The 15,030-nt window shown below is 38.1% G+C and carries 12 protein-coding genes; 5 read left to right on the forward strand and 7 right to left on the reverse strand.

Going from position 1 to position 15,030, the window contains the following annotated elements:
• Positions 1 to 230: 230 nt before the first annotated feature.
• The 4 genes from BMW53_RS10215 to mnmE all read right to left on the reverse strand — a co-directional run bounded on the left by BMW53_RS10215 (position 231) and on the right by mnmE (position 4,310).
• Positions 231 to 1,241: a DUF6617 family protein gene (locus BMW53_RS10215; protein WP_139178095.1), complete on the reverse strand. Its 1,011-nt coding sequence runs from the start codon at positions 1,239 to 1,241 to the stop codon at positions 231 to 233.
• A 4-nt stretch (positions 1,242 to 1,245) separates the two neighbouring features.
• Positions 1,246 to 2,334 carry a site-specific integrase gene (locus BMW53_RS10220; protein ID WP_038562044.1) on the reverse strand — a complete coding sequence of 363 codons (1,089 nt, stop codon included), beginning with the start codon at positions 2,332 to 2,334 and terminating at the stop codon, positions 1,246 to 1,248.
• The gene (locus BMW53_RS10225) at positions 2,331 to 2,699 is read right to left on the reverse strand and encodes a helix-turn-helix transcriptional regulator (protein WP_038562039.1); all 369 of its coding nucleotides are present in this window, start codon (positions 2,697 to 2,699) and stop codon (positions 2,331 to 2,333) included. Before BMW53_RS10225 ends, BMW53_RS10220 begins: the two co-directional genes overlap by 4 nt.
• Positions 2,700 to 2,912: 213 nt before the next feature.
• Positions 2,913 to 4,310, reverse strand: coding sequence for a tRNA uridine-5-carboxymethylaminomethyl(34) synthesis GTPase MnmE (gene mnmE, locus BMW53_RS10230; protein WP_038562034.1), 1,398 nt, complete (start codon positions 4,308 to 4,310; stop codon positions 2,913 to 2,915).
• A 512-nt stretch (positions 4,311 to 4,822) separates the two neighbouring features.
• Here mnmE and BMW53_RS10235 point away from each other — a divergent pair.
• Positions 4,823 to 5,896 carry a glycosyltransferase family A protein gene (locus tag BMW53_RS10235; RefSeq protein WP_139178097.1) on the forward strand — a complete coding sequence of 358 codons (1,074 nt, stop codon included), beginning with the start codon at positions 4,823 to 4,825 and terminating at the stop codon, positions 5,894 to 5,896.
• Position 5,897: 1 nt separating this feature from the next.
• Here BMW53_RS10235 and BMW53_RS10240 read toward each other — a convergent pair whose 3' ends face one another.
• The gene (locus BMW53_RS10240; protein ID WP_051568025.1) at positions 5,898 to 6,686 is read right to left on the reverse strand and encodes a DUF4422 domain-containing protein; all 789 of its coding nucleotides are present in this window, start codon (positions 6,684 to 6,686) and stop codon (positions 5,898 to 5,900) included.
• Positions 6,683 to 7,789, reverse strand: coding sequence for a UDP-galactopyranose mutase (gene glf / locus BMW53_RS10245; protein ID WP_074780610.1), 1,107 nt, complete (start codon positions 7,787 to 7,789; stop codon positions 6,683 to 6,685). Before glf ends, BMW53_RS10240 begins: the two co-directional genes overlap by 4 nt.
• A gap of 62 nt (positions 7,790 to 7,851) precedes the next feature.
• Between glf and BMW53_RS10250 the strand changes: the two genes are divergently transcribed.
• The 4 genes from BMW53_RS10250 (at position 7,852) to BMW53_RS10265 (ending at position 12,438) form a co-directional block, all read left to right on the forward strand.
• The gene (locus BMW53_RS10250; protein ID WP_074780613.1) at positions 7,852 to 8,598 is read left to right on the forward strand and encodes an SIR2 family NAD-dependent protein deacylase; all 747 of its coding nucleotides are present in this window, start codon (positions 7,852 to 7,854) and stop codon (positions 8,596 to 8,598) included.
• A 197-nt stretch (positions 8,599 to 8,795) separates the two neighbouring features.
• Positions 8,796 to 9,542 carry a 3-oxoacyl-[acyl-carrier-protein] reductase gene (gene fabG, locus BMW53_RS10255; protein WP_038562024.1) on the forward strand — a complete coding sequence of 249 codons (747 nt, stop codon included), beginning with the start codon at positions 8,796 to 8,798 and terminating at the stop codon, positions 9,540 to 9,542.
• A gap of 64 nt (positions 9,543 to 9,606) precedes the next feature.
• Positions 9,607 to 10,476 (forward strand): PfkB family carbohydrate kinase, encoded by an 870-nt coding sequence (locus tag BMW53_RS10260; protein WP_038562021.1) that lies wholly within the window; start codon positions 9,607 to 9,609, stop codon positions 10,474 to 10,476.
• A 51-nt stretch (positions 10,477 to 10,527) separates the two neighbouring features.
• The gene (locus tag BMW53_RS10265) at positions 10,528 to 12,438 is read left to right on the forward strand and encodes a SpoIIE family protein phosphatase (RefSeq protein WP_038562016.1); all 1,911 of its coding nucleotides are present in this window, start codon (positions 10,528 to 10,530) and stop codon (positions 12,436 to 12,438) included.
• 49 nt (positions 12,439 to 12,487) lie between these two features.
• Here BMW53_RS10265 and BMW53_RS10270 read toward each other — a convergent pair whose 3' ends face one another.
• The gene (locus BMW53_RS10270; RefSeq protein WP_074780616.1) at positions 12,488 to 15,013 is read right to left on the reverse strand and encodes an ATP-dependent Clp protease ATP-binding subunit; all 2,526 of its coding nucleotides are present in this window, start codon (positions 15,011 to 15,013) and stop codon (positions 12,488 to 12,490) included.
• Positions 15,014 to 15,030: the final 17 nt, after the last annotated feature.

Genomic DNA, 15,030 nt, shown 5'->3' on the forward strand with positions numbered 1-15,030 from the left:
GATATTACGGATTTGAATAAAACATGGACTTCTGGCCAAAAGTCATCTTTGGTTTTCAAAGACATTGGCTAAATTATCCTGAAAACGAGCGCAATATGAACGTTTTGGAGAGGTGGCGTGGAAAGTGGCAAGTGGCGAGTGGGCGCATTAATACTACTATTCGCCGTTTTTGCAATTCAGTGAATAGTAAAAAAAGGAAGAAAACGGAAAGGAGTGTAAAGTGGCGAGTGCTAAAAAAGTAAGGCCACAGCTTTGTCTAATAAATCACCGGTTTTGGATGGCCGTTGCTGTTTTCGGTCGCTAGTATGAAATTTGGAACCGTCTGCTTTTATAAAACAATTTACTGCAACTTTCCATTGGTCTTGCTTTAGGTTAACCACTAATTCATGGTTGTTGTGAATGAGTTTGATGAAGTAAGAAAACTCTGAACGATTGCCGGTCCATATAATAGGAATCGTAAATTCTCTTCCAGAAAAGATTTTTTTGAAGTTTGCTGCAGTGGTTGTACTGTCAATAAAACCAGATTTCTTTAAGCTATCGCACAGGTCGTTTAGCTTATCACTGTTTTTATGAAAATCCTTATAAGTGAAAGATTTTAGTGATACCTCCATATCTCCCTTATCCGGTTGCTTCTGAATTTTTGCAGGTTCTATTTCAATTGTTTTGATTTCCTGAATGTATGTTTTATCAGGAATTGGCTCGAAAAGTAACTGAGAGTAAAAGTCTTCAATTATTAATTCATCTTTTACCCAATCTTTAAGCACATTCTGTATTTCCAGGTAGATATGAATTAATGTTGTTTTTAGTAGCTGAAACACGAAAGTGTTTGTTTTGTGTTCCTGGTCAATATCGAAGGTTGTTTTCCTTGGATTTATATAAGAAAGTTCAAACTGTTGCTCTTTGATAATGTTGCCAATGTCCTTGAGCTTCGTTTTAAGTTTTTTGTTTAAAGTATCGTTTAAACGGTATTTAATTAGTTGTGGAGTGTCATCTTCCTGCAGACTATCCAGTAAGCCGTTTATCGTTTTTATCGATTCATTCTGAATGAATTTTGCATAGTATTTTGTTTTGTTGTTGAAAGGTCGCTCAAACTTTATTTCAAAACCGGGAGAGTAGTTAGGTTCAACCTGATGGATGCCAGAAATTAGTGAGGCAAATTTTTCATCAGGATTATTTGCAGGTAGCCAAGGTCTCATTCCTTTGTAAAGGATCTGATCAAGCGTAGTGAATTGATTTTTCATTAGTTTATAGTTTGATACGGTTAGCTGCTTCTTTTTTCTTCTGGTCTATAATTTTTGCGTACACTTCTGTTGTTTTCAGGCTTTTGTGTCCAAGTAGCTTTGAAACCGTGTAAATGTCGGTTCCTAAAGTGAGTTGCAAAGTTGCAAATGTGTGCCTGGCACTGTGAAATGTGATGTGCTTTTCTATTCCTGCACGAATCATCCATTCGCGGAGCTTTGAGTTATTCGCATCGCTATAGGTTAAGTCCTTAAATACTAATTGGTCGCGTTCTTTAGGTTCTCCCGTAAATCTTAATGCGTCTTCTGAAAAGGGGAGGGTTTCCTGTCCGTCTGTTTTTTTCTGCTTAAAACGTATATAATATCCGTTTTCTTCTGAATGTTGAATTTCCGACCAAGTTAACTTTTGAATATCGGAAAAGCGTAATCCGGTAAAAGCACTAAAAATGAATGCGTTTTTTAGTACATCAACTGCGCAGTATGTATCGACAACGGTTCTTAGTTCTTCGAGTGTTAAAAATTCGCGTTTGGTTTCCGCTTCTTTTATTCCGCCAATATCTTCTGCCGGATTGCGAATAATAATTCCATCTTTTACTGCCTGCTTTAAGGCAGCCCGTACTTTATTGAAATATGAGGAACACGAATTTTTTGAAAGGTTTCTTTTGTCCTTCGTTTTAGCTTCATGCACCAGGTAATACTTTAAGTTTTCCAACCATTCGGTGTCAATATCAGCAAAACGAACATCTGATTTGGGCCACTTTTCTAAATGTTTGTATGAGCTTAACCAGTTGCCGTAGTTTCCTTCACTTTCTCTGCGTTTCTCTGCAAGGGCTTTAAAATAGAGCAGAAAGCTTGAATTAATTTTCTCGGCATCATTAAAACCATAATAACCGTTCTGTATTTCTAATTGTCTTTTTGCCCGGATACTTTCGGCTAACTGCAATGTTTTTTTATTCAGGGTTTTGTCTTCCTTTTTCTTAGGTTTCTCAATAAGGTAGAGCTTTAAATACTCGAATTTGCGTTTTCCCTGGTGGTAAAAATCAAGGTACAAACTTATTTTTCCATTCTTTTTCCGTTGGCGAAGAGTCACTTTCATAGTGCGAATAGTTTATTGATTTCAGAACGATGAATGATTGAACGGCTGCCTATTTTGGTAGCCTGAAGAGTGCCATTTTTGAGTAGTCGGAATATTGTTCTTTCACTGACTCCAATTAAACTTGAAGTTTCTTTGATAGATAGAAAGTCCTTTTGTTTGATTAATTCCTGGTCTAATTCGGTCAACGAGAATAATTTCTGATTATTGGTGTGTTGATTGGACAAACCAATTTTATCATCCTTCTCGCGTTGCTTGTAAGAGCGAGCTGCACATGTGTGACCGCAGAACCGGGTTACTGTAGTTTTAGCAGTAAACTCCTTGCCACAGTACTCACATATTTTCTGGATTTCAATTTTGCTACTCATGTCAATTAGTGTCGGTTGTGGTCCTTAACTGCCGAGAAATGTCAGTGACTGTCATCTTTTCGCCGCTTTGTTTCCGGGCAACAAAATTTGTTGGCAGGGCAACAAATACACAACTAAAGTAATCAAAAAAGTGCAAATGGGCAACAAAAAAGAGAAAATAAAAATATGTAAATATCAGTAAATGAGGTGTGTTAACAAATAAAAGAAAGGTATTTACTTTCCGATACAGAAATTTTTAAAAATATGACCCAAAACCTCTTCTGTGCCAACTTCTCCGGTAATTTCTGCCAAGTAATGTAAACATTCGCGAATATCCTGAGCCAGAAAATCACCTGTTATTTGCATGTCCAAACCGTTTAATACCCGCAGAATAGCTTCGTGTGCATTTTTCAATATTTCGTAATGGCGGGCATTGGTAACAATTATATCCTGTTGTTCAGCTTCCTCCATATTTATGGAATGGCTCATATAATCGATCAGTTCCTCCAGATTTTCCTTTTGTTTGGCTGCAATAAACACCGCTTTTTCATTGTCGGTAAGTTCCATTACTTCTATTTGCTGAATGGTATCGCGCAGGCCTGAGTCTATTTTGTTGGCAACAATTATTAATGTTTGATGCGGGGCAATCCGTTCGCGAATATTCTGAATGCGGCTTTCCACAAGCGGGTAGGGGTTATTGGTATCGACCACTAACAAAACTACTGTTGCCTGTTCTAATTTGCTGTAGCTGCGTTCAATTCCCAGGGTTTCAATCTGGTCTTCCGTTTCACGAATACCGGCCGTATCAAAAAAACGAAAAGCAGTACCGTGAATATTTACCACATCCTCAATTACATCGCGGGTAGTTCCATGAATATCAGAAACTATGGCACGGTCTTCATTCAGCAGTGCATTTAACAGGGTAGATTTCCCCACATTGGTTTCGCCAACAATGGCTACCGGAATCCCATTTTTAATGGCGTTCCCCAGCTGAAACGAATCTTTTAGTTTTCGCAGCAACTCTTCAATTTGTTCGGTTAATTTGCGTAAGGCAGTTCGGTCGGCAAATTCCACATCTTCTTCGCTAAAATCCAGTTCCAATTCTACCATTGCAGTAAAATGTAACAACTGATCGCGCAATGCACCAATCTCTTTCGAGAATCCGCCGCGCATCTGGTTCATGGCCAGTTTATGGGCTGCCGCATTGGCCGATGCAATTACATCGGCAACTGCCTCGGCTTGCGAAAGGTCCATCTTTCCGTTTAAAAATGCACGTTGTGTAAATTCTCCGGGCAATGCAAGGCGTGCTCCGTTTTCAACCAAAACATTTAAAATACGCTGCTGAATATATACCGAACCATGGCATGAAATCTCAATAATATCTTCGCCGGTAAACGAATGTGGCGCACGAAACAAAGCAATTACCACTTCGTCGATGGTTTCGTCGGCTGACACGATTTTCCCAAAATGAAGGGTGTTAGCTGCCTGATCGGCAAGTGATTTGCCAGTCTTAGGACTTTCGTAAACCCTGTCGGCAATTGTAATGGCATCGCTACCCGAAAGACGAATAACGGCAATCGCTCCAACACCGGGCGATGTTGATATAGCACATATTGTTGATTGATCGAGCATATTCTTGTGGATGTAGAATTGGTTTAAAAAGTTCTCGTTTTTTTACATTTATCTTCAGGACAAAGATATACTCTTTTGTTTAGTGATGTTTAATAACTATAAATTCTTCTAATTTAAAAATGAATAAGCAACAAAAAGTTGGACGCTCAGTTAAGCGATGAAGCTAATTTTTGAATATTGTATAAAAACTCAGATTCTTCCTTAGTTTTATATCTCAACACTAGGTAGTTCTTGTGGAGGTAATATCTGATTCCAGCCTACATGGTTTGTTGCTGTATATTTCCTGTTCTGGAGATTGGGTGTAAGTGAATAATTATGTCTTGAATCTATGAATACAACAAATAAACTTGCTTCAATAACATGGGGTGGTGCAAAATTGAGCAAACAGTTTTTCAGATTGTTTTCTTTCAGATTAAAAATTCCAGTTAATTGACATGTCAAATAATTTTTCTTTCTGAAGCTATAGGATGCAATTAATTAGAGCACTATCTTCGTGCCCTTAAAATTTGGACATGATATTAGACAAAACTTGTATTGTACTATTGGCTTGTAATGATTATGAAAGTACTCAGTTAACAGTTGCTAATCTTCTAAAATACACTCCTGAGAATATACCTATTTATTTTCTTCCTAATAACATAACTGATAATTTTGATTCGGATAAGGTAAGGGAAATTGGTATGTTTTATAGTAATCTGTATCCCAATCGGGTAATTTATGTGAATTGGGTTACTCCGAGTTTTCCTTATCAGGCACTCGGTGATTTGATTTACTCTGAGCAATTGGAAAAATATGATTATATCTGTAAAATAGATGATGATGTTTTTCCGATTACTTCAGACTGGATTGAGGAACTGGCAAAATGTTTCGAAAAACACGAAAACGATAAATTGGGATATGTTACCGGATTAATCAATAATAATCCATGGGGATTTGCAGAACTCGTATCATTGATGAATTTGCAGGATGAGTATAAAATGTTAGTTCCGAAAGTAACTATTGCAGGAAAGAATATGAAAGGTTATATGAAGCAAGAACAAATAATTTACCCCGAAATTGGACGAGGCGGCTTCGGAACGGTTTGGCAATATCCACATTTAGCTCGTTGGATACACGAGAAAACAACTTTTCGCCCTGAAGAGTTTATAAATGCGACTAAAGGTTTGGAGTCTAAGGAAATAGATAATCACCTTCGGTATTCAATTGGTTGTGTGCTTTTTCGGAAATCTAGCTGGGCAAAAGTATACAACGGATCAAAGACTGATGAAAAAATGTGGCACATTTACTCCAAGGATAATAACATGCATAATTATGCAGCCTTAAATGTTCCAATGGTACATTTATTCTTTTATAACCAGCGTTTATCTAATAAATCAATACTGGATAGAGCTTATGAAACATTTCGTAATTTTGCCAACGACCAGTTAGTGCTCCTTTGGGACAATTCTGCTTCCTGCAAAACTAATTTTATCGAAGAGCGATTAAGACAGCAGGAATATCGCATTAAAAGCAGTCAAAAAAAGTTGGTAACAACTATCCGAAAATTTAAAAACTATGCACGTTACAGGTATTTTCGAAAATGGTAAATTAGATTTTTAAATTTTTAAAATACAAAATCGGTAGTACCTTATATTTTAATTGATTCTTTATAAGCCAGACATCAAATAAACGTTCAGATATGAAGCCATAGAGGCGTTTTTGATAGTTGTCGTAATTTGATATGTCCGTTCTTCTTTCCAATTCAAAAAGAATAGTGAATAACCACTCCATATAGGCATTAAAATGTGACCTCTTTAACACAAACATATTGCAATGCATTATTTCAGATTGTTGCATACATTCGTTAAAAGCATCAAGGTAATCAGGATACAAGTCAGAAATAATATTTAGTGTAGTATTTAAGTCTTCGATTCTGTGCTTTCGTTTGTATTGCTCTAATACGGTATAACGTAATTTTCGTTTTATTGGGACAATGGCATCGTATTGCCGTAAATAATTATCAACTTGTACACCTGTAAGAATAAGTTCTTTTGCCTGAAGCTTTGAAGAATAGTGAACCCCAAATCGTTTACGTCCCTGAAGAATAAAATATTCACCGATTTTTTTTAATCGCATCAATAAAGAAGCCTTATGTCCCATGAAAAATCGGCGATAATGCGATAAGCCAACATATTCCGATGTTGTGTTCTTCCATACCCAATACAGTCCGGTCAGTTCTGAATAATTTTGGTTTTTTTCAGAAATATGTTCACCGGTATCATCAGTTTTAAAACCCAAATCTAATTTAGAAAGTGCTTTCCCAACTTGAATTGGTTCATAAGCTGAATCATCAGTTAAAAGCGGATGTTCTTTGTGGAAAACTACGTAAATACTCATAAATTATTAAATATTGATTCACAACTACTTAAGGCTGATGCGATAACTTTGTCCATGTCGTAGTATTTATATTCGCCTAGTCTGCCACCAAAGTGAATATTTTTTTTATTGTCGGCCAGCTTTTTATACCTGGCATATAACTTATTGTTCCTTTCGTCGTTTATGGGGTAGTACGGATCTGTACCATCTTTGTATTCTTCCGAATATTCTTTCGAAATGACCGTAGTTTTTTGTTCACCAAACTCAAAGTGTTTGTGTTCGATTATTCTTGTGTATGGTACTTCGCGTTCGGTGTAGTTCACAACTGCGTTTCCTTGAAAATTGTCAGTGTTCTCCAACACTTGATGCTCGAAGCGTAAACTGCGGTAGTCAAGCTGACCATATTTATAATCGAAGTATCTGTCAATTTCACCGGTGTACACAATTTTTTTAGCCATACTTTCAAACCTGTTTTTGTCACTTAAAAAATCAGTATTTAATTGAATTTCGATCCCTTCCAACATTTTTTCGATTATGGCGGTATAACCTCCAATCGGAATTCCCTGGTATGGATCGTTAAAATAATTATTGTCGTAGCGCAAACGAACCGGGATTCTTCGGATAATAAATGCAGGTATTTCAGTGGCTTGTAATCCCCATTGTTTTTCAGTATAACCTTTAATCAGTTTGAAGTAAATATCTTCTCCAACAAGCATTAGAGCCTGTTCTTCAAGGTTCGATGGATTGGTGTAATTGTGTTTTCTTTTTTGTTCTTCTATTTTGGCGAGTGCTTCTGCAGGCGTTTTTGTCCCCCACATCTGATAGAATGTATTCATGTTAAACGGGAGGTTGTACAACTTATTTTTGTAATTAGCCAGGGGGGAATTTATGTAGTGATTAAATTCGGCGAACTGATTTACATAGTTCCATATTTCTTTGTTGCTGGTATGAAAAATATGGGCACCATAATAGTGTACATTTATACCATTTATATTTTTAGTATAAATATTCCCTCCAATATGGTCTCTTTTTTCCACAACTAAACATTTTAATCCTCTCTTTTTTGCCTCATAAGCTACTGTTGATCCATATGGACCGGCTCCAACAATTAGGATATCATACATCTTGTTATTATTTTAAATAAAGTTTAGTTTTTCTTTTTCTACATTTGAAAGAAAACAATAAGATGACAAATTTAGCAGATTCGTTAACAAAAACAGCAGATATCTTGAAACAATCGAAATTCACAATGGCATTTACCGGTGCCGGAATTTCAGTTGAAAGTGGAATTCCTCCGTTTCGTGGAGAACACGGACTTTGGAACAAATACAATCAGCAGGTGCTGGATTTGGGCTATTTTTTGAATAACCCGGCACACTGCTGGATCTATATCCGTGGGATATTTTATGATTTTTTCGCAGATGCAAAGCCCAACGATGCACACCGGATGCTGGCGAAAATGGAAAGTAGCAAGCTTTTAAATGCTGTTGTTACCCAGAATATCGATAATTTACATTACCAGGCCGGAAGTGAGACGGTTTATGAGTTTCATGGGAATTCAAAAAAGCTAAAGTGTTTAAAATGCGGACATGTTTATGATGCCCGCGATATTGATTTTGAAAACATTCCGCCAAAATGCATTAATGATGGAGAAGTGTTAAAACCCGATTTTATTTTCTTTGGCGAAGGAATACCACCCGATGCCTATGCCGATTCGTTCGCAGCAGCTGAAAAAGCTGAAGTGTGCATTATTGTAGGCTCTACGGGAGAAGTAACGCCGGCATCGTATGTGCCGCGTACGGCAAAACAAGCCGGGGCTACAATTATAGAAATCAATCCGGAGAAAACCATTTTTACATCGGCAATTACCGATATTCATTTAAAAGGAAAAGCCACCGAAGTTTTAAATCAGTTGGGCGAATTGTTATTTTGAACTTTTCAACCAAATGGTTGAAGTTTATTGTTAAAGTGGAGATACTTTGCCCGGAAAATGATTAATCTCCAGTTCATTTTCCGTATAACTTGAAGAAAATTTATATTTGCGCACGAAAACAAATACGATGGTAACGGGTTTTGCAAGTTGTAATGTGCTTTACCCAAATCTGCCATTTAAATTAAAATTATAAACAAATGAAATTACTTGAAGGAAAAACAGCGATAATTACCGGCGCATCTCGCGGTATTGGTAAAGCAATTGCTGTAAAGTATGCACAGGAAGGGTGCGATGTTGCCTTTACCGATCTTTTTGAAGATGACAATATGAAAGCCACGGAAGAAGAATTAAAGACCTACGGTGTAAAAGCCAAAGGATATGCTTCTGATGCAAGTAATTTTGAAGATACTGACCGGGTAGTAAACGAAATTGTTAAAGAATTTGGCCGTATTGATGTATTGGTAAATAACGCTGGAATAACAAAAGATACGTTATTAATGCGCATGACTGAAGACCAGTGGGATGCTGTAATAAATGTTAACCTGAAATCGGTTTTTAATTTTACAAAAGCTGCTCAGCGCACCATGTTAAAACAGCGCTCTGGTTCAATTATCAACCTGAGTTCGGTTGTTGGTGTTAGCGGAAATGCAGGTCAGGCAAACTACTCGGCATCAAAAGCAGGTATTATTGGTTTTACCAAGTCGATAGCACGCGAACTGGGTTCTCGTGGCGTTCGTTCAAATGCCATTGCTCCCGGGTTTATCATTACTGAAATGACAGGTAAAATTCCGGAAGAGGCACGTAAAGCCTGGGAAGCTTCAATTCCGTTAAAAAGAGGTGGAACACCGGAAGAAGTTGCCGGAGTTGCTACATTCCTTGCCTCCGACCTTTCGTCGTATGTTAGCGGACAGGTTATTACTGTTTGCGGTGCAATGAATACTTAAAAAACGTTAACATGATAAGGAAAAGCTGTCTGAAAAGGCAGCTTTTTTTGTTTCTTTGCTTTTAATGAAACACAAGGCCTTATTCGTAGGACTAACTACCATTGATATTCAGTATTTTATAGATGACATACCGGTTGTAAATACCAAAATAAAAACCGGTAACCCTGATATTTTAGTTGGTGGCCCGGCAACCAATGCAGCCGTTGCGTTTGCGTATTTGAATAAAACAGCAACGCTCGCCAGTCCGGCCGGTCTTAATGCATTTTCCTCATTTATCGATCAGGATTTGAACCGTGTTGGAGTTGATCATTTTGATCTGGCTTATGGACAGGAATTTGAAACCATTCTGGCCACTGTGTTAACCTCGAAAAATGGCGACCGAACCATTGTTACTCATAATCCGAAAGAAGTTAAGAGTACGATTTCGCCACAAAAACTGATCGATTTGGTAAAGCCGCAGGTTGTTCTTATTGATGGTTTTTATCCTGAATTCAGTATTGAATGTGTGCGAATTTGCAGAGAGCAGCAAATACCTGTTGTTGCTGATTGTGGAAGCTGGAAGCCCCAGTTTGCCGATCTTTTAAACGATGTTGATATTGCCATATGTTCGGCCGACTTTATGCCGCCGGATTGTGAAACCCGGGAAGACCTTTTTGATTTTATGACGGCAAAAAACATACATTCGGTGGCCATTTCAAAAGGTGGAGCTGAAATTGAATTTTTATCAAAAGAAAAAAAAGGGAGCGTAAAGGTGCCGGAAGTAAAGGTTATGGATACGCTTGGTGCCGGAGATTTTTTACATGGTGCCTTTTGCTATTATCTTCTTGAAAACACTGATTTCGAAAAAGCTTTACAGAATGCAGCTTTCTTGGCATCGTTTACCTGCAGCTTTGAAGGAACACGAAAATGGTTAAATTTTAACCATAATACCTGACATCTGAAAAATAATCCGTAAATTGTTTTATTCAGAAACAATAAAAGAATAATGTTAAATAAATCAATTGCATATCGATTGAGTGTTTACATCTCCCTTGCTGTAATAGGGGTGTTTATTGCTTTTATTGGTATATTTTTTCTGTTCAATCAAACACTAATAAAAGAAAGTGTAAAGAGCAAGGCAATGTCTCAAAGTACACATGTAACCAGCCAGGTACAGCGTTACATTATTACTACCGCTGAGGTTGCCGGCAATATTTCTGATCAGGTTATCTTTTATGGTCATCAAGACCATGCCGATTTGTTTATTCAAAGCCTGGTTATTAAATATCCTTTTATTAATGCTATTTATGTAGATATTGACTCAACTGTTGCCAATTTACCTTATTGGAGTTATTTTACCTACCGGGATGGTGATTCCACGGTTATACAACGGGGAAGTGGTAATATTTCATCGTGTACGAATGAGCAGGCACAGTTTAAGAAACTGATTAAACAGAATGAAACAGGTTGGTCGGAGCCCTATCTGTGCGATCGTAACAACATCGTTGTTGCAGCTTACTGTTCTCCTATTCTGGTTGAAACACCTTCAGGGCAAAAAATACGAGTTGGGGAAGTAATTTGCGAGTTGTCGTTAAATGAATTAAACAGGCAGGTGAATAGTATGAAAATAGGAAAAGGAGGATTTGCTTTTCTGATGTCGAGAGATGGCATTTATATTACACATCCTGTTACGGAATGGATTCTCAACCGGAGTATTTACGAGGTTAATGAGAAGGTTTTAAAAGAGGATGTTGTTAGCACTACAGATAATGTACTGGCCGATACAAAGCCGGGAACATTAATCGCTTATCCCGAATTATTTAATTTCGAGAAAGCCCTGGTTTACTATGTGCCAATTCGGCAAAATGGTTGGGTTTTGGTATCGGTTTTACCCTATAAAGAGTTATTTGAGCCTTTATATCTGCCTGTACTTCAGATGTTGTTCTTTTCTGTTTTGGGAATTCTTATTATTTATTTAACTGTTACCTACATTATCAACCTGCAGATAAAACCTCTAAGTTTGGTCACCAAACAATTAAAACGTTTTAGTAATTTAACCGGCCCGTATAAAGATATTCCTGAAAATGAAATTGATCAGGTTGCTGAGAGTTTGAATTACATGAAATCGTGGTACGAAAAATACCTGCAAACACAATCTGATGAACAAAAGAAAAAACAGCAACGACAGGAAGACATGAATCAGGCTTCCGAAATTCAGCAAAGTTTTATTAAAACAATTTATCCGGCTTTTCCGGGCCGCACTGATATTGATTTGTATTCGACTTACCAACCGGCAAAAGGAGTAAGTGGCGACCTTTTCGACTATTTTTTTATTGATGATGACCACCTGGTTTTAACCATGGGTGATGTTTCGGGGAAAGGAGTTCCGGCGGCATTTTTTATGAGTGTTGCTCAAACAACCATTAAAACAAATGCTTTGGTGCCAAAAGCAAATAAAATTGTTGAAAAAGTAAATAAAGAGTTGTGTACAAACAACCAGCATCAGTTCTTTTTAACCTTGTTTTTAGGTGTTCTGGATTTAAAAACCGGCATTTTGGAATACTGTAATGCCGCTCATACTCCGGGATATGTTTTAACGAAAAACGCGAAGGTTAAAGAACTGGCCCAGTCGCATGGACTGCCGTTAGGACTGTACCCCGACAAATCGTATAGTTCGGCCAAAATTCAACTGAACAAGGAAGATACGCTTGTTTTATATACCGATGGAGTTACCGAAATGCTAAACGAAAACAATATTCAGTACGGTAATCATCAACTTGTTGAGAATATTAAAACACTGGCCGGACAAAGCCCAAAAGAAATGATTGAACGTTTGGAAAAGAGTTTTAAACTGTATAAGGGGCACGCCCAGCAAACCGACGATATTACCATGTTAATATTTAATTACCAGGTATAAAAAAAGGAGGTAAGCACCTCCTTTTTCAATTTAATCAGTATTTCGTTTCTTATTCTTTCAGCGCTTTTTTATTGGATAAAATACGCATCTGAAGTTTTTCATTTTTCTTGTCAAAACCAACCGAAATGGTATCTCCTTCAGATATCGATGCCTTTATTATAATTTCGGCCATTTCATCTTCCAGATATTTCTGGATCGCACGTTTTAATGGTCGGGCACCAAACTGAGGATCATATCCTTTTTCGGCAATAAAATCTTTAGCTGCCGGAGAAATTTTCAATTTGTAATTCAATGATTCAACTCGTTTGTACAAACCTTCAATTTCAATATCAATAATGCTGTGAATATGTTTTTTCTCCAGTTGGTTGAACATTACAACATCATCGATACGGTTCAGAAACTCAGGAGCAAATGCCTTTTTCAGCGCTTTCTGAATGATGTATTTTGTATGCTCGTTTTCCTCTTCAGGTGTTTTCGCCGTTGCAAAACCAACGCCACGTCCGAAGTCTTTTAACTGACGAGAACCAATATTTGAGGTCATAATGATTATCGTATTTTTAAAATCAACATTTCGTCCCAAACTATCGGTCAAACGTCCTTCGTCCATCAGCTGAAGTAAGATATTAAAAACATCAGGATGAGCTTTCTCAATTTCGTCGAGTAACACAACAGAGTACGGTTTGCGTCTCACTTTCTCCGTCAATTGTCCGCCTTCTTCGTAACCTACGTATCCCGGAGGCGCTCCAACCAATCGCGATACCGCAAATTTTTCCATGTATTCACTCATATCAATACGTATCAGCGAATCCAGGTTGTCGAACAAATAGGTGGTTAAAACTTTTGCCAGCTGGGTTTTTCCAACACCAGTTGGTCCCAGAAAAATAAATGATCCGATCGGGCGGTTTGGATCTTTCAGTCCTGCACGGTTACGCTGAATGGCCTTAACAATTTTGGCAATGGCCTCGTCTTGTCCAATAACTTTTCCTTTCAGGTCGTTGCCCATATTCATCAAACGCTTTCCTTCGGCCTGAGCAATACGCTGTACCGGAATTCCCGACATCATGGCCACCACTTCAGCTACCTTGTGCTCATCAACCGTTTCCCGATGATTCAATAAATCTTTTTCCCACTGTTCTTTTGCATCTTCCAAAAGAGTGAGCAGGTTTTTTTCTTTATCGCGGTAATTGGCTGCCAGCTCAAAATTCTGACTTTTAACCGCAGCAATTTTATCCTCTTTGGTTTTTTCTATCTTTTCTTCCAGCTTAACAATGTTGTCCGGAACATTGATGTTTGAAATGTGTACACGCGAACCGGCTTCGTCAAGGGCATCAATGGCTTTGTCCGGTAAGTATCGATCGGTAATGTAGCGAGCCGTTAATTTTACGCAGCTTTCAATCGCTTTAGGCGTAAAAATTACATTGTGATGATCTTCGTACCGTTCTTTAATGTTATTCAGAATTTCAATGGTTTCGTCAACCGAAGTAGGATCAACCATTACTTTCTGGAAACGACGTTCCAAAGCACCGTCTTTTTCAATTTGCTGACGGTATTCGTCCAGTGTTGTAGCACCAATACATTGAATATCGCCACGCGCCAGAGCAGGTTTTAACATGTTGGCCGCATCCAGCGATCCGGTAGCCCCACCGGCGCCTACAATGGTGTGAATCTCGTCGATAAACAAAATAACGTTATTCACTTTCGACAGCTCATTTAAAATCGCTTTCATACGCTCCTCAAATTGCCCGCGGTATTTTGTACCCGCCACAATCGAAGCAATATCAAGACTTACAACACGCTTGTCGAATAATATTCTTGATACTTTTTTGCCTATAATACGAAGCGCCAAACCTTCGGCAATTGCTGATTTACCAACGCCAGGTTCTCCAATCAAAATTGGATTGTTCTTTTTACGACGACTAAGTATCTGCGCCAGTCGTTCAATTTCTTTCTCGCGCCCAACAATTGGGTCAAGACTGTTTTCTTCAGCCAGTTTGGTAATATCAATACCAAAATTATCGAGCACAGGAGTATCCGATTTTGCACCGGCAGCTTTTTTCGAACTTTGTCCGCCCGAGGGGCCTTTGCCAAAACCTTCGCCCGGCTCATCGTCATCGCTTTCCGGAAAATCAGATTTTGCTTCAGGCTGCTGGTAGTCTTGCAATTGCGACTTAACCATGTAGTAATTAATACCCAACTCAACAAGCAGTTGAGTTATTAAACTGTCGTTGTCCTTCAATATAGCCAGCAAAAGGTGGCCGCTGTTGGCCGTTGCACTTTTAAACGACCGGGCTTCAAGGTAAATCAACTTCAACGTCTTTTCGGTTGATTTCAGCATAATCAAATCAGCTTTCTGATTTATATCTTTATCTGTACGTACCTTGCTTTCGATTAGTTGTTTTACTTCAACCAGGTCAACACCCAGTTTTTCAAGAATATCAGTAGCAGTACCTTCGCCTTCTCTCAAAATTCCCAAAAAAAGATGCTCCTGGCCTATATAATCATTCCCCAAACGAATTGCCTCCTCCCGGCTGTATCCGATAATGTCTTTAATTCTTGGTGAAAATTGTGAATCCATATATAGTCTCTTTTTTA

It is taken from the genome of Draconibacterium orientale (genome assembly GCF_900111425.1).
GTDB classification, from domain to species: domain Bacteria; phylum Bacteroidota; class Bacteroidia; order Bacteroidales; family Prolixibacteraceae; genus Draconibacterium; species Draconibacterium orientale.